Consider the following 21,556-nt stretch of genomic DNA (forward strand, 5'->3'; position numbering starts at 1 on the left):
TTCGGCGGAATTGCTCGGAAACGGCTGCGTGAAATGGGTCGGTGGCGGCCGGATCGGGAGTCGGCGGGCCCGACGACCGGTATCGCCCGTCCCGGGTGTGGCGCTCCCCTGCGGACGGCCGCAGCCCCCGGTCAGAGGGCTGCGGCCGTCGCGGTCAGACGTTGGCGATCAGCAGGGCGGGGCGTTCGACACAGTCGGCCACGTGGCGCAGGAACCCGCCGGCCACGCCGCCGTCGCAGACCCGGTGGTCGAAGGTGAGGCTGAGCTGGGTCACCTTCCGGACCGCCAACTGCCCGTCGACCACCCAGGGCTTGTCCACGATCCGGCCGACGCCGAGCAGCGCCGCCTCCGGATGGTTGATGATCGGCGTCGAGCCGTCCACCCCGAACACGCCGTAGTTGTTGAGCGTGAACGTCCCGCCGGTCAGCCGGGCCGGGGGCAGCGTGCCGGCGCGGGCCGCCGCCGTGGTCTCGGCCAGCGCGGCGGCCAGCTCGCCGGTGGTCAGCCGCTGGGCGTCGCGCAGCACCGGCACGACCAGGCCCCGGTCGGTCTGCGCGGCGATGCCCAGGTGCACGCCGGCGGACTGCACGATCCGCTGCCCCTCGGTGTCGACGCGCGCGTTGAGCTGCGGATACCTCCGCAGGCCGCTCAGGCAGACGCGGGCCAGCAGAGCCAGGATGCTCACCGGCGCGTCCGGGGTGGCGGCGTTGATCGCGGCCCGGGTCTCCAGCAGCCCGGTGGCGTCCACGTCGACCCAGATGGTCACCTCGGGGATCTCCCGGCGGCTGCGGGAGAGCTTGTCGGCGATCGCCTTACGGATGCCGGTGAGCGGGACGACCACGTCGCCGTCGCCGGCCGGAACGAGCCCGACGTGCGCGTCCGGCGCGTCCGGCACGGCCGCCAGCCGGGCGGTCGGCGCGGCCAGCGCCGTCTCCACGTCCGCCCGACGGATCACACCGCCCGGCCCGCTGCCGCGCACCGACGCCAGATCGATCCCCTGCTCCCTGGCCAGCCGCCGCACGATCGGCGAGATGACAAGCGGCGCCGACGCCGGGTCACCGGTCCGCGCCGGATCGGGCGTCCGGTCCGGCGACGCGGTCGAGCCGGCCGGGACCGACGAGCCGGCCACCGTCAGCGGGTCGGTCCCTGCCGGCGAGCCGGCCGCGAGCGCGGGACCGGGCTCCGCCGGGGCGGGTGCGCCGGGTTCGGGGGCCAGCGCCAGGCGGGGTCGGCGACGCCGCCGGCCCGCACCGCCGTGCCCGGTGCCGTACCCGATCAGGACGTTGCCGGAGCCGGCCCGCTCCTCCTCGCGGTAGGTGGCGTGCGGGTCGGGGGCGTCGCCGCCGTCGAGCGGCGCGATGGTGATCAGCGGCTGGCCGACCGGGCGGACCTCACCCGCCACGCCGTGCAGCGCGACGACCCGGCCGGCGTACGGGCAGGGCACGTCGACGACGGCCTTGGCGGTCTCCACCTCGACCACGCTCTGGTCCACGGTGACCACGTCGCCGACCGCGACCCGCCACTCGACGATCTCCGCCTCGCTGAGCCCCTCACCCAGGTCGGGCAGGAGGAAGTCACGGGTCCCCACGGCGGTGCGTTCGCTCATGCCGTGCTTGCCGGGCATGCCCTCACGGCCCTCGCTCCGCTCGGTGCGTTCGCTCATGCGGCTGCCCACCGGGTGTCGGGCTGGTCGTCCCACTGCAACCGGGCCACGGTGTCCAGCACCCGGTCCACCGAGGGCAGGTGGGTGTGCTCCAGCATCGGCGCCGGGTAGGGGATGTCCAGCCCGGACACCCGCAGCACCGGCGCGTGCAACGCGTGGAAGCAGCGCTCCTGCACCCGGGCGGCGATTTCGGCGCCCACCCCGGCGAAGCCCTGCGCCTCCTGGATCACCACGCAGCGGCCGGTACGGCGCACCGACGCGGTCACCGTGGCGTCGTCGAACGGCACGATGCTGCGCACGTCGACCACCTCCAGGTCCCAGCCCTCCTCGCGGGCCGCCTCGGCGGCGGCCAGCGCCACCGGCACCGCCGGCCCGTACGCGACGAGCGTCGCGTCGGTGCCCGGCCGGCGCACCACGGCGGTGCCGATCGGCGCGGTACGCGCCGGCAGCTCCGCCTCGCCGCTGGAGAAGTAGAGCTTCTTCGGCTCCAGGAACACCACCGGGTCCGGATCGTCGATCGCGGCGCGCAACAGCGAGTACGCGTCGTCGACGGTGGCCGGGGTGACCACCTTCAGGCCGGGGGTGTGCGCGTAGTACGCCTCGGACGAGTCGCAGTGGTGCTCCACGCCGCCGATGCCGCCGGCGTACGGGACCCGGATGACGATCGGCACGCTGAGCGCGCCACGGGTGCGGTTGCGCAGCTTCGCCACGTGCGAGGCGATCTGCTCGAACGCCGGGTACGCGAACGCGTCGAACTGCATCTCGACCACCGGCCGCAGCCCGGACATGGCCAGGCCGACCGCGAAACCGACGATGCCGGCCTCGGCGAGCGGGGTGTCGAAGCACCGCTTGTCGCCGAAGCGGGCCTGCAACCCGTCGGTGATCCGGAAGACGCCGCCGAGCTGGCCGACGTCCTCGCCGAAGACGAGCACCCGCTCGTCGTCGAGCAGCGCGTCGGCGAGCGCGGCGTTGAGCGCCTTCGCCATGGTCACGGTGGCCATCAGGCGTCCCCCTCCTCGTCGCGGGCCGCGGCCAGCTCGGCCCGGACCAGTTCCCGCTGCTCGACGAGCTGCGGCGTGGGCTCGGCGTAGACGTGCTCGAAGAGGCTGAGCGGGTCCACCGTCGGCTGCTCGTCCATCCGGCGGCGCAGCGTGGCGGCGTACGCCTCGGCCTCCTCGGCGACCGCCGCGACCGCGGCGTCGTCGAGCACGCCCCGGGCCCGCAGGTACGCCTCCAGCCGGGCGATCGGGTCGCGGTCGCGCCACGCCTCGACCTCGTCGGCGTCCCGGTAGCGGGTCTGGTCGTCGGCGTTGGTGTGCGGCTCCATCCGGTAGGTGTGCGCCTCGATCAGGTACGGGCCCCTGCCGGCGCGGGCGTGCGCGACGGCCCGGTTCAGCACCGCCAGCACGGCCACCGGGTCGTTGCCGTCGACCTGCTCGCTGGGCACGCCGTAGCCGACTCCCTTGTACGCCAGGCTCGGCGCGGCGGTCTGCCGGGACAACGGCACGCTGATCGCGTACTTGTTGTTCTGCACCAGGAAGACGACCGGGGCCTTGAACACGGCCGCGAAGTTGATCCCCTCGTGGAAGTCGCCCTCGCTGGTGGCGCCGTCGCCGATGAACGTCAGCGCCACGGTGTCCCGGCCCTGGTACGACTCGCCGTAGGCGAGGCCGGCGGCGTGCACGCACTGGGTGGCCAGCGGCGTGCACTGCGGCGCGGTGCGGGTGACGGCCGGGTCGTAGCCGCAGTGCCAGTCGCCGCGCAGCAGGGTGAGCACCTCGACCGGGTCGAGGCCACGCGCGGTCAGCGCCATCGACTCCCGGTAGGTGGGGAAGACCCAGTCTGAGTCGCGCAGCGCGAGCACGCCGCCGACCTGGCAGGCCTCCTGGCCACGGGCGGACGGGTAGACGGCGAGTCGCCCCTGCTTGGTCAGCGCGGTGGCCTGGGTGTCGAAGCGGCGGCCGACGACCATCCGCCGGTACATCTCGCGCAGCGTCTCGACCGGCGGTTCCGGATAGTCGTCGCGGGGCGGCAGCGGGGTGCCGTCCGGGTCGAGCAGCCGAACCGGCTCGGGCTGCGGCAGCAGGCCGGCCGACGGGTCGGGGACGGCCGGGGTGGCCGGCCGGCGGGTGCGCGGGGATGCCCTGCGGACCGCCTGGGGTGTGGTCGTCACGGCGGGGACCTCCTGGACGTGTGGTGGACCTATGCTCCTGCCCATGGATGATTGACTCAACATCCGCGCTGAACGCGGGACGAATGGCACGGGAGGGTGAGCGAAGTGAGCCAGGAGACCGGCACCACAGCGGGCGCGACGGGCGGAACGGGACGTTCGGCCGGCCCGCTCGACGAGGTCGACCGGCGGATCCTGCGCGAACTGGTCGCGGACGCCCGGCTCTCCATCCGGACGCTTGCCGACCGCGTGCACGTCTCGCGCACCAACGCCTACGCCCGGGTGGAGCGGCTGCTGCGCGACGGCGTGCTGGCCGGCTTCACCGCGCGGGTCGCGCCGGAGCCGGCCGGGCTGGGCACCTCGGCGTACATCGCGCTGACGATCGAGCAGAACACCTGGCGGGAGGTCTCCGCCGAGCTGGCCCAGGTGCGCTACATCGAGCACGCGGCGCTGCTCAGCGGCGAGCACGACGTGCTGGCGCTGGTCCGCGCGCCGGACAACGCCACGCTGCGTGACGTGGTGCTGGACCGGGTGCAGAGCATCGCCGGGGTGCTCTCCACCCGCACCTGGCTGGTCTTCGAGGAGTTCGACGGGACACTGAGCCCCTGGGCCTGACGGCTCACCGCTCCGGCGGCGACTCCAGGCCCTCGCGGTCGGCCAGCTCCAGCAGCGGCGCCAACGAGTGTCGCCGACCGTCCAGGCCGGCGTGCGGGTCACCGCGGTCGGCGAAGCGGGCCGGCATGCTGAGCACGTCGAAGTCCTCCGGCCGGGCGTCGTCCAGCTCGGCCCAGTCCAGCGGCGCCGACACCAGCGCCCGGGGCGTGGGCCGGATAGAATACGCCGACGTCATGGTGTGGTCGCGGGCCATCTGGTTGTAGTCGACGAAGACCGGCCGGTCACGCTGGTCCCGCCACCAGGTGGTGGTGACCAGGTCCGGTCGCCGGCGTTGCATCTCCCGGCCGAGCGCCAGCACCGCCCGCCGGCACTCGCCGAAGCTCCACCGCGGCTCGATCGACAGGTAGACGTGCAGGCCCCGGCCGCCGGTGGTCTTCGGGTACCCCTCCAGGCCCAGCTCGGCGAGGAACGCACGCACCTCGTGGGCCACCGGCACCACCTGGGCGAACTCCACGCCCGGCATCGGATCCAGGTCGATGCGCAGTTGGTCGGGGTGCTCCACGTCGGCCGTCGACACCGGCCACGGGTGGAACCGCAGCGTGCCCAGGTTCGCCGCCCAGATCACCACCGCCAGTTCGCTGGGCGCCACCTCGTCGGCGGTCCGTCCGCTGGGGAACGTGATGTGCGCGGTGCGCACCCAGTCAGGTGCCCCGGCCGGCAGCCGCTTCTGGTAGAACGCGTCGCCCCGGTTGGTCTGCCGGGTGGCGATCGTCGCGCCCTCGAACACGCCGCGCGGCCAGCGTTCCAGCATGGTGGGCCGGTCCCGCAGCGCGCGCAGGACGCCGTCGCCGACGGAGAGGAAATAGCGCACCACGTCCAGCTTGGTCAGCCCGCGCTCGGGAAAGTAGGGCTTGTCCGGGCTGGAGACGCGGACCAGCCGCTCCCCCACCCGGATCTCCTCGGCCGCCGTGGTCGCCATCCCACCCACCGTAGGGCACCGACCGCCGGCGCGCGGGCATCCGTCAGGTGATCAGCAGGATTCCGACCACGATCAGCGGCACCGAGACGAACAGGAAGATGCCGACGCCGGTGAGCACCCGGCCGCCGCCGCCGTCCTCCCGCTCCGGCGCCAGCCCGAACGTGGACCGGGCCGGCAGCATGCCGATCCGGCTCAGCGTCAGGTCACCGGTCATCCCGATCACGGCCCCGACCAGCATGAACGCCACACCGACCCGGTGCACGAAGTCGCCGCCGCTGAGCGCCACCCAGACGCCCACCGCCACCGTGATCGCCACCACCGCGACCACGAAGAGCACAAGGGCCTCCCGCAGCCCCTGAACCACCGTCGACATGCGCACCTCCCCCGGCCGGGCCGCCCGACCCGGCCGACATCTTGCCGGATCGATACGCACCGCGCTGCCCCGTCCGGCTGGCGGGTGGCGGCCTGCGGCACAGTCCACCGACTACTGGGCGACGGGCCAGGCACCGGGCACCGTCCGGCACTTCCGCTCGACGGAGCGCCGGCGCGGTCACCCGCGCCGGGCGTCGGGTACGGGGAGCCGCATGGCGGAGTTGGCAGCGCTCTGGATCGTCCGGCACGGTGAGAGCACCGCGAACGTCGCGGCCACCGCGGCCGAGACGTCCGGCGCCGAACTGATCGACCGCTCGCCACGGTCTGACGGCCGACACGCGACGACGAGGGTGTGTGTAACACCACACCACGCTCGCGCGCTGAGCCGGTGAAGGGCGTGCAGTCTGCGCGTCCTCCACCGGATCGGCCCCCTGGGAGTACGTGTGAACAACCTTCGTCGCAAGACACTGGCCGCCGCGTCCGCCGTGACGCTCGGCGCCGGCCTCGCCGTCACCGGCGGCCTGGCGCCGGCGGCAGCCGCCGGACCGGAGACGTCGTACCTGGTCCTCGCCCCGCAGGGCGCCACCACCGGCAAGGCCGCCGCCCGGGTGGCCGCCGCCGACGGCACCGTGGTGGCCGCCTACGACCAGATCGGCGTGCTCGTCGCCCGCTCGACCAACCCGGACTTCGCCGCCCGGGTGGCCGGCGCGGGCGTCGAGTCGGTCGCCTCCACCGCCGGCCTGGGCACCGCCCTCGACGAGGGCGAGACCGTCGAGGTCTCGGCGGCGCAGGCCGCCGACGCCACCGGCGACCCCACCAAGGAGCCGCTCTACGGCCAGCAGTGGGACATGGACATGATCCACGTCCCGCAGGCCCACGCGGTGACCACCGGCCGCCCGGACGTCGTCGTCGGCGTCCTGGACAGCGGCATCTCCAGCACCCACCCGGACCTGGCGACCCAGATCGCCAAGGACAAGAGCACGTCCTGCGTCGGCGGCGTCACCGACACCACCGAGGCGGCCTGGAACCCGACCAACAGCGACCACGGCACCCACGTGGCCGGCACCATCGCCGCGGCGATCAACGGGGTCGGTGTCACCGGCGTCGCGCCGGGGGTCAAGGTGGCCGCCGTCAAGGTGGTCAACGACGACGGCTACATCCTCCCGGAGGCCGCGGTGTGCGGGTTCCTCTGGGCCGCCGACCACGGGATGCGGCTGACCAACAACAGCTACTACATCGACCCGTGGGAGCTGAACTGCCGTAACGACGCGCGGCAGCGCCCAGTGTGGCAGGCCGTGCAGCGGGCGATCCGCTACTCGCAGTCCAAGGGCGTGCTCAACGTGGCGTCCGCCGGCAACTCGAACTACGACCTCGCCCACAAGATCACCGACACCGGCAGCCCGAACAACGGGACGCCGGAGGAGCGCGAGAACCTGACCAACGCCTGCCTCGACCTGCCGGCCGAGGCGCCCGGCGTGGTGACCGTGGCCGCGGTGGGCCCGACCGGCGCGAAGAGCTACTACTCCTCGTACGGGCAGGGCGTGATCGACGTGACGGCGCCGGGCGGCGACACCCGGTTCCGGACCCAGGGCGCGCGTTCCACGTCGACCGACGGCATCCTGTCGACCACCTTCAACACCGTCACCCGCACCAACGGGTGGGGCTACAAGCAGGGCACGTCGATGTCCGGCCCGCACGCCACCGGTGTCGCGGCGCTGGCGCTGTCGGCGCACCCGGGCATGACCCCGGGCCAGCTGTCGTCGTTCCTGGAGCGCACGGCGACCGCCAAGCCCTGCCCGGCGGGCGTCTACAACCCGGTCCCGCTGATCCCGACGGGCCCGAACGCGTACGACGCGACCTGCTCCGGTGGGGCGCGTAACGGGTTCTACGGCGCCGGCGTCGTCGACGCGTACACCGTGGTGAAGTAACCGACCGCACCCACGGACCGGGCCCGGCGTGATTGCCGGGCCCGGTCTGTTTGTCCTGGTCGGACGCCGAGGACGGGCCGGCGAGCCGGCGCGGGAAGGTGGTCACGCAGATCCTCGAGGCGCTGACGGTGCACACCTACCCGGAGAACGAGGTGATGGCGGACGTGCTCTGCCTCGAACTGCACGCCATGGACGCCGACGACGAGCGGTTCGTGGCCAGGACGACGGTGCTGATGGAGAACGTGCTGCACCACGTCGAGGAGGAGGAGGAGCAGGAGTGGTTCCCGAAGGTGCGCGAGGCGCTCGGCCGGAACCAGCTCCAGGAGATCGGCCAGCGCATGCTGGACCTGCGGCCGACGGCGCCGAAGCCGCCGACCGCCCCGAAGCCGCTGAAGAAGGCGCGCGACGCCGTGGACGCCTGACGCGCAGGTGAGAAGGGGCCCCTTCTCGACGCGAGGCGTTAAGAAGGGGCCCGTCCTTGGACCCGGGCCGGCCGGGCCCGCAGGTCCGGTCCGGGGTCGACCGCTAGGATCGACCCGGGCCGTGACTGGCGCGTGGAGATGGAGCACCATCGGGGGAGCGGCCTCGTCATGAGGACGCATGCCGAGCGCCTGGGCCTTCCGCACGTCACCAGGAGGTCGCATGTCGCACAACGCCGAGTCCACCGCCTTCCGCAGCGCGCTGGAGGTGATCCGCGCCGTCGAGCCGCGGGTGGCGGACGCCATCGGGGCGGAGTTGGCCGACCAGCGCGAGTCGCTGAAGTTGATCGCCAGCGAGAACTACGCCTCCCCCGCGACGCTGCTGGCGATGGGCAACTGGTTCAGCGACAAGTACGCCGAGGGCACCGTCGGTCGTCGCTTCTACGCCGGCTGCCAGAACGTCGACACCGTCGAGGCGCTCGCCGCCGAGCACGCCCGGGAGCTGTTCGGGGCCACCCACGCGTACGTGCAGCCGCACTCCGGCATCGACGCCAACCTGGTCGCCTTCTGGGCGATCCTGGCCGACCGGGTCGAGTCCCCCGCGCTGAAGAAGGCGCAGAAGCGCCACGTCAACGACCTGACCGAGGAGGACTGGTTCGCGCTGCGCCGGGAGTTGGGCGACCAGCGGATGCTCGGCATGTCGCTCGATGCCGGCGGCCACCTCACCCACGGGTTCCGGCCGAACATCTCCGGCAAGATGTTCGACCAGCGCAGCTACGGCACCGACCCGGCCACCGGTCTGATCGACTACGACAGGGTGGCCGAGGCGGCCCGGGAGTTCCGGCCGCTGATCCTGGTCGCCGGCTACTCCGCGTATCCCCGGAAGGTCAACTTCCGGATCATGCGGGAGATCGCCGACTCCGTCGGCGCGACGTTCATGGTCGACATGGCGCACTTCGCCGGTCTGGTCGCCGGCAAGGTCTTCACCGGCGACTTCGACCCGGTGCCGCACGCGCACATCGTCACCACCACCACGCACAAGTCGCTGCGCGGCCCGCGCGGCGGCATGGTGCTCTGCGGCCCGGAGCTGGCCGACCAGGTCGACCGGGGCTGCCCGATGGTGCTCGGCGGTCCGCTGCCGCACGTGATGGCCGCCAAGGCGGTGGCGCTGGCCGAGGCGCGGCGCCCCGACTTCGCCGACTACGCGCAGCGGATCGTGGACAACGCGCAGGCGCTCGCCGACGGGTTGCTGCGCCGGGGCGCGACGCTGGTCACCGGCGGCACCGACAACCACCTGGTGCTCATCGACGTGTCCGGCTACGGCCTGACCGGCCGGCAGGCCGAGCAGGCGCTGCTGGACTCCGGCATCGTGACGAACCGCAACGCGGTGCCGCAGGACCCGAACGGCGCGTGGTACACCTCAGGCATCCGGATCGGCACGCCGGCGCTGACCACCCGGGGGCTCGGCGCCGCCGAGATGGACGCGACCGCCGAGCTGATGCACACCGTGCTCGACCGCACCAGCCCCGGCACCGGCCCCGACGGCGCCCCGTCCAAGGCGAAGTACGTCCTGGACCCGGCGGTGGCCGAGCAGGTCGGCAAGCAGGCCGCCGACCTGCTCACCCCGTTCCCCCTCTACCCCGAGGTGAACCTGACCTGAGCCCGCCCGCCCGCCCGCGAAGTCGATCAAGGAGTTTGCGTCAGCCGGCACGCCGGAACCGACGCAAACTCCTTGATCAACGAGGGGGTGGGGGGTGGGTCAGCGCAGGGGGCGTTTGAGGTGGTAGCGGTGGACCTCGGTGCTGCCCTGCACGTTGTTCACGTCCTCGGCGGCGGTGACCAGCTCCCAGCCCTCCCGGCCGACGCGGTTGAGGTGCGCGACCGCGGTGTCGCCGTACGCGGTCACGTCGGTGCGGGACCCGTCCGGGCCGTACCAGACGAACGAGACGTGGAAATTCCGGCCCTGCCCCTGATAGCGGCGGACCAGCAACGCGTACTCCCAGGCAACCATCCGTCCATTATCAACGGACACCGGGTCGCCGGGGAACACGGGTGGTGCCGGAACCACGACCCTGCGGCGTCAGGCCGGCGCGCCCACCGCGGCCGTGGTGTCCGCGACCAGCGCCGCGAGCCGGTCCAGGCCCACGTCGATCTGCGCCGGGGTGACCGCGCTCACCGACAGCCGCAACGCGTTCACCGGCGTGCCGGCGTCGTAGAAGTGCGCCATCGGGGTCCAGAGCACGCCGTACTCCCGGGCCGAGCGGTGCAGCAGCGCGTCGTCGACCGGGAACGGCACGGTGACCACCACGAAGAAACCGCCGGCCGGCACGGTCCAGCCCACCGGCCCGCCGGCCGGGAAACGGCGGGCCAGGCCGTCGACCAGGTGGCGCAGGTTGCGGGCGTACGCGGCCCGCTCCCGGACGTTCGCGGCGACAAGTGAACAGTCGTGCGCCAGCAGCGCGCCGCCGATCACCGCCTGGCTGATCGGCGACGTGTTCACCGTGACCATGCTCTTGATCTTGGCGAGCTGGTCGGCGAGCGGGCCGACCGTGCCGTCCGCGCCGCCCACCCGCTGGTCGGCGACCACGTAGCCGACCCGCGCACCGGGCAGCACGGTCTTGGCGAACGAGCCGAGATAGACCACCCGACGCGCGGTGTCCAGCGCCTTGAGCGTGGGGCGACGGTCCACGCCGGCGGCCGGGAACAGGCCGTACGGGTTGTCCTCGATCAGCAGCAGCTCCTCCTCCGCGGCCAGGTCGAGCAGCCGGCGGCGCTGGGCGGTGTCCATGCTGATCCCGGACGGGTTCGCGAAGTCCGGCATCACGTAGCAGGCGCGCGGGCGCAACCCCTCGGCGCGGGCCCGGCGCACCCCGGCCCGCAGGTCGGCCAGGTCGACGCCGTCCGGGCCACCGGCCACCGGACGCACCGGCAGGTCGACCAGGCGGGCCGCGCCGGTCAGCCCGACGTACGTGGGCGCCACCGCGAACAGCACGTCGGCCGGGTCGGCCCGCAGCGCGCGCAGCACCAGGAACATCGCCTCCTGGCAGCCGACCGTCACCACGATCGTCTCCGGGTCGACGGTGAGCCCCTCGTCGACGGCGAGGTGGCGGGCGATGAGGTGGTGCACGATGCCCTTGGTCCGGCCGTACTGCAACAGCGTCCGGTCCACCTGGGCCGGGCTCAGCCCCAGGTCGTCGGCGAGGTGCGCCCGGAACCGGTCCAGGTGGCCGGGCAGCAACGCCGAGTCGAAGAACTCCTCGTACGGCCGACCGGCGGCCAGCGACACCGCGTCGGGATAGTGCTGTGCCACCTCGTTGAGGAAGTTCATCGAGTTCAACGCCGGGTCACCGACGCTGCCGTGCAGCGCCTCGACAGTCAGGTCCACCGGTTCCACGTCAGGCTCCGATCCGGGTGCGCAGCCGCCGGGCCGAGGCCGGGTCGGGGCAGCCGCTGAGGATGAGCGCGTCCCGCAGCTCGGCGGCGAGCAGCGCCAGGGCGGCCTCGGCGCCGGCCCGGCCGCCGGCCGCGAGCGCCCAGAGCAGCGGCCGGCCGACCAGCACGCCGGCCGCGCCGAGCGCGAGCGCGCGCAGCACGTCGACGCCGCCGCGGATGCCGCTGTCCAGCAGCACCGCGCACCGCTCCGCCACCGCGTCGACCACCTCCGGCAGCACGCTCACGCTGGCCGGGGCGGCGTCGAGCTGCCGGCCGCCGTGGTTGGAGACCACCACCGCGTCCACGCCGGCGTCCGCCGCGCGGACCGCGTCGCGCGCGTCCAGGATGCCCTTGACCAGCAACGGCACCGGGGTACGCGCGCGCAGCCAGGCCAGGTCCGCCCAGCTCACCGCCGGGGCGAAGACCGCGCCGGTGTGCACCGCCACCGCCGAGACGCCGGGCGTGCCCTGGTGGGCCAGGTCGTCCCGGCCGCCGGGCAGGTTGGCGGCGGTGACGTGCGCCGGCAGCGTGAAGCCGTTGCGCACGTCGCGCAGGCGCCGGCCGAGCACCGGCACGTCCACGGTGAGCATCACCGCCGCGCAGCCCGCGCCCAGCGCCCGGTCCAGCAGCTCCGCCACCAGGCCCCGGTCGCGCAGCCAGTAGAGCTGGAACCACACCGTTCCGCCGGCCGCGGCGATCTCCTCGATCGGCGTGCTGGACAGTGTGCTGGCCACGTAGGGCACGCCCGCCGCGCCGGCCGCCGCCGCGAGCGCCGGCTCACCGTCGGCGTGCAGCAACCGCTGGTACGCCATCGGCGCGACCGCCACCGGCAGCGCGGCCCGGCCCCCGGGCAGCGTCGCCTCGGTGCTCGGGGTGTCCACACCGGCCAGCATCCGGGGCAGCACGGCCACCCGGTCCAGCGCGGCCCGGTTGGCGGCCAGCGCGGTCTCCGTGCCGCTGCCGCCGTCGACGAAGTCCCACACGTCGGCCGGGAGCACCGCCCGGGCCAGCCCGGCGAAGTCGGCCAGGCCGGCCGGCGGCACGAAGGCCGAGGCGGGGTCAGCCACGGTCGGTCCCGACCGAGGCCCCGGCCGACGCCGGATCGAGGCCGAGGTGTGCCCGCAGGAACGCGGCCACCCGGTCCTGGGCGTCGCGGCCGGCGTCGAACACGCCGGGCATGGCGAAGAAGCCGTGGATCATGCCCGGGTAGTCGGCCGTCTCGGTCGGCACGCCGGCCCCGCCCAGCCGCTCGGCGTACCGCTCGCCCTCGGCGCGCAGCGGATCGTGCCCGGCGGTGACGACGAGCGCCGGCGGCAGGCCGGACAGGTCCTCGGCGAGCAGCGGCGAGGCCAGCGGATGGGACGCGTCCGCCGGGTCGGCGAGGTAGTGGCCGCGGTACCAGTCCACCGAGTGCCGGTTGAACAGCAGCGGGTCCTCGTCGTCGGCCGGGCGACGGCCGGGGCGCTGGTCGGTGTTCGGGTAGACCAGCACCTGGGCGGCGAGCCGGGGCCCGCCGTCGGCACGGGCCAGCAGCGTCACCGCGGCGGCCAGGTTGCCGCCGGCGCTGTCCCCGCCGACCGCCAGCCGGCCCGCGTCGATCCGGAACTCGTCGGGGTGCGTGGCCAGGTGGCGCAGCGCGGCGTGGCAGTCCTGGACCGCGGCCGGGAACGGATGCTCGGGGGCGAGCCGGTAGCCGACCGTCACGGTCTGACAGCCGACGAGGTTGACCAGCCGCCGGCAGATCCCGTCGGCGGTGTCCACGCTGCCGAGCGTCCAGCCACCGCCGAAGAACCACACCAGCGTGGGCAGCGGACCGTCGCCGGCCGGCCGGTGCACCCGCACCGGGAGCGGCCCGGCCGGGCCGGGCACCTGGCTGTCGCGTACCTCGGCGACCGGCTCGACCGCGCCGCCGCCGGCGCGGATCGCGGCGAGGTCGGCGGCGCGGGCCTCGGCGAGGGTCTGGGTGTAGAGCGGCACGGCGCCCGCCGTCGCCCGGGCGGCCCGCCACGCGACCACCTGCGGATCGAGCGTCATCCGGCCTCCCCGGTGGTGACGAAGAGCTTGTCGATGCCGCGCAGGAAGAGGCTGCCGCTGTAGGTGTACGGCTGGGTGACCGCGAGTCGGGGGAAGCGGGCGAACAACCGGGGCAGCGCGATCCGGCCCTCCAGTTTCGACACCGCCGAGCCCAGGCAGAAGTGCAGTCCGAGGCCGAAGGCCAGCGACGGTGGGCCGTCCCGGTGCGGGTCGAAGCGGTCCGGGTCGGGGAAGCGGGCCGGGTCCCGGTTCGCGGCGGCGATCAGCAGCAGCACGTTGTCGTCGCGGGCCACCGGCACGCCGTCCAGGTCGGCGTCGGCCGGCGCGGAACGGGCCAGGAAGTGCACCGGGCTCTCCATCCGCAGCACCTCGTCCACGCAGCCACGGGCGAGCGCGTCGTCACCGGGCAGCGCGGCGGTCACCTCCGGATGGTCGAGCAGCAGCGGCAGGCCGTTGCTGAACATGTAGACGGTGGTGACGAAGCTGGCGTTGAACAGCACGATCAGGTTGCTGATCAGCTCGTCCTCGGTGAGGTCGACACCGCCCGCGTCGAGCACCTCGACCAGCCCGCTGATCAGGTCCTCGCCGGGGGCCCGGCGGCGGTGGGCGATCAGGTCCCGGTAGTAGGCCCGCAGCTCCTCGGCGGCCTGGTTGGCCCGGGTCAGCCGCTCCGGCGTCTTGCCGGCGACGTCCATGTACTCGTCGATCCAGTCGACCCGCTGCCGGTACCAGGCCAGATCGGCGGCGGGCAGGCCGATGAACTCGGCCATCACCAGCGCCGGGACCGGGTACGCGAAGTCGGCGACGAAGTCCACCTCGGTGCCGTCCGCGCCGGCCTCGGCCATCGCGTCCAGGCGTTCGGTGGCGATCCGCACCACCACCGGCTCCAGCGCGCCCAGCCGGCGCGGGGTGAACGTCTTGGCGAACACCGCGCGCATCCGGGTGTGGTCCGGCGGGTTGACGAACATCATCGAGGTGAGGAACGTCCGCAGGATCTCCTGTTCCTCCCAGCCGGGCGGGAAGCCCTTGTACCACTCCGGATCGCGCAGGATCCGGTCCACCACGTCGTAGCCGCCGGCGACGGCGGTGACGGTGCTGTGCTCGGCGCGGGTGGGAACGGCGTTGATCGGCCCGTGCGCGTGCAGGGCCGCGTAGTAGGGATAGGGGTTCTGCCGGCCCTGCTCGCTGTACAGGCCGGTCAGGATCTCGCTGACGTCCACGGCGTTCTTCCTCCCCAGGAAAAGGCGGCGGGGGCGGCCGCCGTGTCGACGCCGCCCCCGCCCGGTGTCACAGCCCGAGCAGCCGCAGCGGGACGGCGTTCGCCATCGCCTGCGCGCCCGCGTCGTTCGGGTGGATGTGGTCCCCGGCGTCGTACGCCGGCAGCAGCCGGCTGGGCTGCGCCGGGTCGCGCAGCACGGCGTCGAAGTCGAGCACGCCGTCGAACTCGGCCCGGCCGGCCCCGCGCAGCCAGGCGTTGACGGCGTTGCGGGTGGCGTCCTTCTCCTCGGTCCACACGCCCGGCCCGCCGTTGCCCTCGTACGGCGTGATGGTGCCGACCAGGCTGGTCAGCCCGCGCGCCTTGACCTGCTGGTTGAGCTGGCGCAGCGAGGCGATGATCGCCTCGGCGCTGTCGCCGTTCATCCAGATGTCGTTGATGCCCAGGTGGGTGATGACGGTCCGGACACCGGTCTGCGGGAACACGTCCTCGTTCAGTCGGGCCAGCGCGTTCGGGCCCAGCTCGTAGTAGCCGGGGAAGCCGCCCGCACCGGGCTCCGGGCCCTCGTGGTTGAGCCGGTTGCCGGCCAGGCTGAGGTTGAGCACGCCCGGCGTACGGACCTCCGGGCGGGCGTCGATCAGCCGCGCGGCGAGCAGGTCCGGCCAGCGCTTGTCGGCGTTGACCGTGCTGCCGTTGCCGTCGCCGATGGAGTCGCCGAGCACCACCACCGAGCCCGGCGCGACCTTGCGCTCCACGTCGATGCCGGAGAGGAACATCCAGCAGCAGTTCGGCTTGATGGTGAAGCCGGCGCCGCCGGCCGCGGTGGTCAGGTCCGTGGCGCCGATGAAGTTGGTGACCCGGGACTGGCCGTGGAACGTGACCGGTCCGGTGAGCACCGGGAAGTACAGGGTGACCACCAGGTCCTCCTGCTCGGCCACCGGGTAGGCCAGCGGGTCGCTGAGCAGTTCGGCGCCCTTGTTGATGGTGGCCGACGTGCCGCCGGAGAACGTCAGTTCCCGGACGCTGGCCGGGTCGACGTCGGACAGGTCGTCGGCGGTGGCGGTGTTCGGCCGGGCGACCGTGGCGTGCCCGACCTTGACGGCCTGCTCGCCGTAGAGGTTGGTGAGGCGGACCCGCAGGCGCGGACCGCCCACCGTGGTCTGCACCGTCATCCGGATGCTCTGGTCGTTGAGGCCGGTGTTGGTCAGCCCCACGGTGTTCCCGCGGGTCACCGCGGCGGCCCAGCTTCCCGCCCACTCGGCGCGCCCGTGCCCGGCGCGGTCGGTGTCGGTGGGGCCGGCGCTCGCGGTGACCGCCGGGGTGCCGGCGATCAGCAGCGTTGCGGCAGAAGCTATGACGTGCCATCTCTTCGGGGTCGGCATCGATCCTCCATGTTCGCCCAACCCCGGGCGCGGCGCGGTCGGCGCCACCTGCCCGGGCGATGGACCGGAAACTAGCCGCCGCTGGTGACGAGCGTCAATCAACCTGATCGACATGATCAAATGCCCGCGGGATGCCGGGCCCCGACGTTCGGCTCTGTCCGCCGTGGACCGCCGCTGCCTAGGCTCGGAACCGGCGGCGGTGCGGTCGCCGACCCGGCACCCGCCGTCCGAGTACCGGCCCTGACCTGGGCCGGGCGCCGCTCGCGGACAACGATGGGGGCTGCCCGATGACCGACCGGCCGAACTACGTGCACGAGGCGCTGGAGCTGTTCGCCGGGTTCGGCGACCGGGAGGCGCTGGTCGGCGGTGACCGCCGGCTCACCTACCGGCAGGTCGCCGCCGAGGTGCGCGGCCTGGCCACCGCGCTGCGCCGGCACGGCGTACGCCCCGGCGCGGCGGTGCTGGTGATGCTCGGCAACACGGTCGAGGGCCCACTGCTGCACCTCGCGTTGCACCTGCTCGGCTGCCGGGCCATGTGGGTCGCCCCGGTCACCTCCCGCCGCGAGATCGACGAGTTCGTCGCGCTGGCCGCGCCGGAGGTGTTCGTGCACGATCCCCGCGATCCGGAGTCCGGGCAGGTCGCGGCCGGCCTGGTCGGCGTACCGGTGCTGTGTCTCGGCCCCGGCGGCGCCGGGCCCGACCTCACCGCGGGCGGCGACGGCGACGACCCGACCGACCTGCCGGCCCCCGGGCCGGCGCCGGAGTCGTTCCTCCAGACCAGCGGCACCACCGGCACGCCGAAGCTGGTGCACCACCGGGAGAGCTTCTACCGGCAGGTGCTGGTGCTCGCCGCCGGCATCCGGTCCGCCGGGATCCCGCTGCTGCGGCACCTGTCGCACTCCCCGATGTGGCTGGCCAGCGGCCAGATCACCACGCTTGTCAACCTGTTCACCGGCGGGGTGCTGTTCCTGCGCGAGCGGTGGGACCCGGCGGCGTTCATCGCGACCGTGGACGCCGAGCGGCTGACCTCCACGTTCGTCACCCCGCCGATGCTCTACGAGGTGCTCGACCATCCCGACCTGCCGGGCGCCGACTTCTCCGCGATGGTCATGTTCAACGTGGGCGCCGGGCCCGCCGCGCCGGCCCGGCTGCGCCAGGCGATCACCCGGTTCGGCCCGTGCCTGCGCATCGTCTACGGGCTCAGCGAGGCGGTGGTGATCTGCGCGCTGCCCGGGCTCACCGACGATCCGGAGCACCCGGAGCGGCTGCGCTCCTGCGGCCGGCCGTACGGGGACGTGACCGTCGAGATCCGCGACGCCGACGGGCGGGTGCTGCCGGCCGGCGTCGACGGCGAGGTGTGGGCCCGGACGAAGCTGAGCTTCGCCGGCTACCACGGCCAGCCGGAGCTGACCGCCGAGACGCTCGTCGACGGCTGGGTGCGCACCCGCGACATCGGGCACCTCGACGACGACGGTTTCCTCTACCTGGTCGACCGGTTGCAGGACCGGATCCTCACCCGGCAGCGGAGCTGGCCGATCTACTCCCGCCCGATCGAGGACGTGCTCGCCGGCCACCCCGAGGTAAGGGCCGCCGCGGTGATCGGGGTGCCGGACCCGGTGGCCGGGGAGCTGCCGCACGCGTACGTGGTGCCGGCGGCGGGCGCGTCGGTCACCGGCGACGACCTGATCGCGCTGGTCGTCCGGGAACTCAGCGAGACCTGGGCGCCCGGCGCGGTGGAGTTCGTCGACGCGCTGCCGCTGAACCGGTCCGCGAAGGTCGACAAACGGGCGCTGCGGGCCCGGTACGCACAGGAGCACCCGGCCGGCGCGGACCCGATCGGCAGTCCGGCGTGAACCCGCGCCGGGAGTTGTACACCCTGGTCGGCGCCGACCTGCTGTCCAACCTCGGCACCCGGATCTCGGTGGTGGCCATTCCCTGGCTGGTGCTGGAGACCACCGGCAGCCCGACCCGGATGGGCCTGGTGGCCGCCGCGGAGACGCTGCCGTACATGCTCTCCAGCGCGCTGGCCACGCCGTGGGCGGACCGGTTCGGCGTCCGCCGTACCTCGATCTTCGTGGATTCGGCCAGCGCGGTCGCGATGGCGGTGGTGGCGCTCGCGCCCTGGCTCGGCTTCGGCACGCTGCTGGTGCTGGTGGCGATCGCCGGCGGGCTGCGTGGCATCGGCGACCGGGTGAAGCACGTGCTGTTCAAGCCGGCCGCCGAGCGGGCCGGGGTGCCGCTGATCCGGCTCACCTCCGCCTACGACGGGCTGGCGCGGGGCATGACGCTGTTCGGCGCGGTGCTGGGTGGGCTGCTCATCGACTGGGTGGGGCTGACGCCGGCGATCTGGATCGACGCGGCCACGTTCGCGGTCTGCGCGCTGCTGATCGGGGTGCTGGTCCGGCCGCCCGCGCCGACGCAGCCGGCGCCCCGGGAGCCGTACCTGCGGGCGCTGCGCGGCGGCTTCGCGTACCTGCGTACCGACCGGACGCTGCTGGTCATGCTGATCGTGGTCTCCGCGTCCAACATGTTCGCCAACGCCAGCGTCGCGGTCTGGATCCCGCTCTGGGTCAGCCAGGTGCTCGGCGACCCGGCCGGGTTCGGGCTGCTGCTGGGCGTCTTCTCGGCCGGCGCGTTGCTGGGCAACCTGCTGTTCACGCTGGTCGGCGCGCGGCTGCCCGGCCAGGCGGTGTTCGCGCTCGGGTTGGCGCTCAGCGGCGCGCCCCGGCTGCTGGCGCTGGCGCTCAGCGACGACCTGGTGGTGGTGCTGGTGGTGACGTTCCTGTCCGGGATCGGGATCGCGGCGGTGAACCCGCTGCTCGGCGCCGCGCTCTATCAACGGGTACCGGCGGCGTTGCAGACCCGGGTGCTGGGCATCTCCGGCTCGGTGGCGTTCCTCGGCCTGCCGGTGGGCGCGCTGCTCGGCGGCTGGTCGGTGGCGCTGTTCGATCTGGGTCCGGCGTTGCTGGTGATGTCGGTGGCCTGCCTGGTGTTCACCGTGGCGCCGCTGCTGTTCCTCCGCTCCGGCGCCGGCCGGCCGGCGCCGGAGCCGGTCGCCCCCACCCCGGCCTGACCGGTGGTGTCGGTGGCTCGGCGTAGCGCCTCCGGGCGGGTAGCTGAGCAGGTCCCGCGCCGACGCACGGGGCAGCACGACGGGTGGCTTTTCGCTACCCTCTTGATCCACGGGCAATGCCTGCGGTAGCCACACGGGGGAACGTCGATGGTGTACCGGCACGAACGCGCCCCGGCGCGTCCGGCACACCTGTCGCCGCAGCGGGCGCATGCTGTCCACGGCTCGACCTCTCTCCCGGTTCGCCCGGCGGCGTCGCCGACGCTCGTACAACCGGAAAAGAGGAGCATGAGCTTCATCCGAACGCGCCGCGCCCGCAGGATCGCGGCGTCGGCCGTCGTCGTGGTGGCGGCAAGCATGATCAGCGGCGGCGCCGCGCAGGCGGTCAGCGGCGTCAGCCCGGTGCCGGCCGGGAGCTACTCGTTCACCGCGAAGATTCAGAGCGACCTGCGGGCCTGCTCCGCGGTGCTGGTCGCGCCGAGCTGGGTGATGACCACCGCGAGCTGCCTGGCAGAACCGGGCCAGCAGCTCGTCGCCGGCCCGCCCAGCCGACGCACCACCGTCACGGTCGGCCGAACGGATCTGAGCACCACTGCCGGGCACGTCCTCGCCGTCACGGCCGTGCTCCCCCACCCGACCCGCAACGTCGCGCTCGCCCAGGTGGAGAAGCCGGCGGACGGGGTGCCGCCGGTCGCCGTCGGCGCGTCCGCCGCGCCGGGCGAGGAGCTGCTGGCCGCGGGCTTCGGCCGGACCGCGACCGAGTGGGCGCCGGACAAGCTGCACGCCGGCACGTTCGCGGTCACCGGCGTCAGCACCGACACGCTCACCGTCGACGGCAGCGCCTCGGCCGCCAGCCTGTGCCGGGGCGACGCCGGTGGGCCGCTGCTGCGCACCGGCGCCGGCCAGCCGCAGCTGGTCGCCCTGCACGACACCTCCTGGCAGGGTGGCTGCCTCGGCGAGACCGACACCCGGCGCGCCGCGACCGAGGTGCGGGTGGACGGTCTGGCCCCGTGGATCGCGGCGAGCACCAGCAACAAGAACTACGTGGCGCTCTCCCCCGGCGGGCTCCTGCTGGACACCCGCACCGGCACCGGCGCCCCCGCCGGGCTCCGCGGCGCGAACAGCACCACCGACTTCCCGGTCCTCGGCGTCGGCGGGGTCCCCGCGTCGGGCGTCTCCGCGGTCCTGGTCGACGTGACCGCGGTCAGCCCGACCGCCAACACGTTCCTGACGGTGTTCCCGACGGGCTCCACCCGGCCGGCCACGTCGTCGCTCAACGCGTCGGCTGGTGAGATCATCTCGACGACCCAGGTGGTGCGTCCGGGCCCGGACGGCCGCGTCTCGGTCCACAACCCCGCCGGCAGCGTCCACGTCGTCGTGGAGGTGCACGGCTACTTCACCGCCGGGGCGGGCGGTGGGCTGGTCGCCGTGCCGCACACCCGGGTGGTCGACACCCGCGACGGCACCGGCACCACCGTCGGCAAGATCCCGACCAACGGATCCCGGACGTTCACGTTCACCGGCGGCGTCGTCCCGAGCGGCGCGACAAGCGTGTTCCTGGACGTGGCCGTGGTCGGTTCGACGAGCGCCAGCTTCCTGCGGGCCTACCCGGAGGGCGGGGCCGACGCGACAAGCGTGCTCGACTACGTCAGCGGGGTCACCTCGCAGGGCGTCGCGGTCAAGCTCTCCTCCGCCGGTCGGGCCACCTTCTTCAACAAGGGCCCGGCGGTCGACCTGGTGATCTCCGTGCAGGGCTACGTGACCGCCGCCGCGTCGGGTGGCGCCGAACTGCGGCCGGTCCCGGCCCTGCAGGTGGTCGACACCCGGGCCAACGGCGGCACGCCGATGACGGCGCGGGGTGCCCTGTTCGTCAACCTGACCGACCCGGTGGGCATCTCGCCGGACGCGATGGGCGGCGCGCTGCTCTCGGTGACCACGGTGGGCCCGACCGGCTCGGGTTACCTGACCGTCGAGTCGGGCGCGGGCCCGTTCGCGACCACTCCCGACGGGCCGGTGGTGACCAGCCAGTCGGTGGCGAACTTCGCCGCCGGCCAGATCGCACGCACCACGATGGTGATGGTCAGGGTGAACGACGCCGGCCCGCGCTACGCGACCAGGAACATCCGGATCCTGAACGTCAGCGGTGGCACGACGCATGTCATCGTCACGCTGCACGGCTGGTTCAACAGGCCGCCGACCGCCTGAGCGGCCGTACGACCGGTGTCCGCCGCCCCGACCGTCCGATCGGTCGGGGCGGCGGACCGCTTTCCCCGTCC

The 21,556-nt window shown here is 73.8% G+C and carries 18 protein-coding genes and 1 riboswitch; of the genes, 7 read left to right on the forward strand and 11 right to left on the reverse strand.

Translation table 11 applies throughout. From position 1 onward, the window contains the following. Positions 1-154 precede the first annotated feature (154 nt). From AB0B02_RS05740 to pdhA, 3 genes are read right to left on the reverse strand one after another with little or no spacing between them, the layout of a single operon-like run. Positions 155-1,606 (reverse strand): dihydrolipoamide acetyltransferase family protein, encoded by a 1,452-nt coding sequence (locus AB0B02_RS05740; RefSeq protein ID WP_281942683.1) that lies wholly within the window; start codon positions 1,604-1,606, stop codon positions 155-157. 53 nt (positions 1,607-1,659) lie between these two features. Further along, positions 1,660-2,664: an alpha-ketoacid dehydrogenase subunit beta gene (locus AB0B02_RS05745; RefSeq protein WP_281941706.1), complete on the reverse strand. Its 1,005-nt coding sequence runs from the start codon at positions 2,662-2,664 to the stop codon at positions 1,660-1,662. Continuing rightward, entirely contained in the window at positions 2,664-3,869 is a 1,206-nt protein-coding gene (pdhA, locus tag AB0B02_RS05750; protein ID WP_281942685.1) for a pyruvate dehydrogenase (acetyl-transferring) E1 component subunit alpha, read from the reverse strand. The genes AB0B02_RS05745 and pdhA overlap by 1 nt, the downstream gene beginning before the upstream one ends. Before the next feature lie 72 nt (positions 3,870-3,941). Here pdhA and AB0B02_RS05755 point away from each other — a divergent pair, with 72 nt between their 5' ends. Further along, positions 3,942-4,448, forward strand: a complete 507-nt coding sequence (locus AB0B02_RS05755) for an Lrp/AsnC family transcriptional regulator (protein WP_281941708.1) — start codon at positions 3,942-3,944, stop codon at positions 4,446-4,448. 4 nt (positions 4,449-4,452) lie between these two features. On the opposite strand, the gene AB0B02_RS05760 is transcribed toward AB0B02_RS05755, so the two are convergent. After that, positions 4,453-5,427: a DNA primase small subunit domain-containing protein gene (locus tag AB0B02_RS05760; protein WP_357297143.1), complete on the reverse strand. Its 975-nt coding sequence runs from the start codon at positions 5,425-5,427 to the stop codon at positions 4,453-4,455. Positions 5,428-5,470: 43 nt separating this feature from the next. Next, entirely contained in the window at positions 5,471-5,800 is a 330-nt protein-coding gene (locus AB0B02_RS05765) for a hypothetical protein (RefSeq protein WP_281941712.1), read from the reverse strand. Positions 5,801-6,242: 442 nt separating this feature from the next. On the opposite strand from AB0B02_RS05765, the gene AB0B02_RS05770 reads away from it, so the two are divergent. From AB0B02_RS05770 to AB0B02_RS05780, 3 genes are all read left to right on the forward strand, one after another. Then, on the forward strand, positions 6,243-7,727 hold the full coding sequence (locus tag AB0B02_RS05770) for a S8 family serine peptidase (RefSeq protein ID WP_357297145.1): 1,485 nt from the start codon (positions 6,243-6,245) through the stop codon (positions 7,725-7,727). A 98-nt stretch (positions 7,728-7,825) separates the two neighbouring features. Continuing rightward, positions 7,826-8,149, forward strand: a complete 324-nt coding sequence (locus tag AB0B02_RS05775) for a hypothetical protein (RefSeq protein ID WP_357297147.1) — start codon at positions 7,826-7,828, stop codon at positions 8,147-8,149. 111 nt (positions 8,150-8,260) lie between these two features. Next, positions 8,261-8,351: riboswitch (ZMP/ZTP riboswitch) on the forward strand. Positions 8,352-8,369: 18 nt separating this feature from the next. Continuing rightward, positions 8,370-9,806, forward strand: coding sequence for a glycine hydroxymethyltransferase (locus AB0B02_RS05780; protein WP_357297150.1), 1,437 nt, complete (start codon positions 8,370-8,372; stop codon positions 9,804-9,806). A gap of 99 nt (positions 9,807-9,905) precedes the next feature. On the opposite strand, the gene AB0B02_RS05785 is transcribed toward AB0B02_RS05780, so the two are convergent. The 6 genes from AB0B02_RS05785 to AB0B02_RS05810 all read right to left on the reverse strand — a co-directional run bounded on the left by AB0B02_RS05785 (position 9,906) and on the right by AB0B02_RS05810 (position 16,183). Further along, entirely contained in the window at positions 9,906-10,157 is a 252-nt protein-coding gene (locus tag AB0B02_RS05785) for a hypothetical protein (protein WP_107160278.1), read from the reverse strand. A gap of 69 nt (positions 10,158-10,226) precedes the next feature. Next, positions 10,227-11,540: a PLP-dependent aminotransferase family protein gene (locus AB0B02_RS05790; protein ID WP_357297151.1), complete on the reverse strand. Its 1,314-nt coding sequence runs from the start codon at positions 11,538-11,540 to the stop codon at positions 10,227-10,229. 1 nt (position 11,541) lies between these two features. Then, positions 11,542-12,645, reverse strand: coding sequence for an alpha-hydroxy acid oxidase (locus AB0B02_RS05795; protein WP_357297153.1), 1,104 nt, complete (start codon positions 12,643-12,645; stop codon positions 11,542-11,544). After that, a complete protein-coding gene (locus tag AB0B02_RS05800; protein ID WP_357297155.1) occupies positions 12,638-13,612 on the reverse strand; it encodes an alpha/beta hydrolase in 975 nt (324 codons plus the stop codon). Before AB0B02_RS05800 ends, AB0B02_RS05795 begins: the two co-directional genes overlap by 8 nt. Further along, positions 13,609-14,832 carry a cytochrome P450 gene (locus AB0B02_RS05805; RefSeq protein ID WP_357297158.1) on the reverse strand — a complete coding sequence of 408 codons (1,224 nt, stop codon included), beginning with the start codon at positions 14,830-14,832 and terminating at the stop codon, positions 13,609-13,611. Before AB0B02_RS05805 ends, AB0B02_RS05800 begins: the two co-directional genes overlap by 4 nt. A 67-nt stretch (positions 14,833-14,899) precedes the next feature. After that, the gene (locus AB0B02_RS05810; protein ID WP_281942690.1) at positions 14,900-16,183 is read right to left on the reverse strand and encodes an SGNH/GDSL hydrolase family protein; all 1,284 of its coding nucleotides are present in this window, start codon (positions 16,181-16,183) and stop codon (positions 14,900-14,902) included. Between the two features lie 314 nt (positions 16,184-16,497). Here AB0B02_RS05810 and AB0B02_RS05815 point away from each other — a divergent pair, with 314 nt between their 5' ends. From AB0B02_RS05815 to AB0B02_RS05825, 3 genes are all read left to right on the forward strand, one after another. Further along, positions 16,498-18,063: an AMP-binding protein gene (locus AB0B02_RS05815; RefSeq protein ID WP_357297160.1), complete on the forward strand. Its 1,566-nt coding sequence runs from the start codon at positions 16,498-16,500 to the stop codon at positions 18,061-18,063. After that, entirely contained in the window at positions 18,060-19,283 is a 1,224-nt protein-coding gene (locus AB0B02_RS05820) for an MFS transporter (RefSeq protein WP_281941724.1), read from the forward strand. The genes AB0B02_RS05815 and AB0B02_RS05820 overlap by 4 nt, the downstream gene beginning before the upstream one ends. A gap of 285 nt (positions 19,284-19,568) precedes the next feature. Continuing rightward, positions 19,569-21,485 (forward strand): trypsin-like serine protease, encoded by a 1,917-nt coding sequence (locus AB0B02_RS05825; protein WP_357297161.1) that lies wholly within the window; start codon positions 19,569-19,571, stop codon positions 21,483-21,485. The last annotated feature ends 71 nt before the right edge of the window (positions 21,486-21,556 follow it).

Origin of the sequence: Micromonospora sp. NPDC049240 (assembly GCF_040647835.1) — a bacterium.
In the GTDB taxonomy this organism is placed as follows: domain Bacteria; phylum Actinomycetota; class Actinomycetes; order Mycobacteriales; family Micromonosporaceae; genus Micromonospora.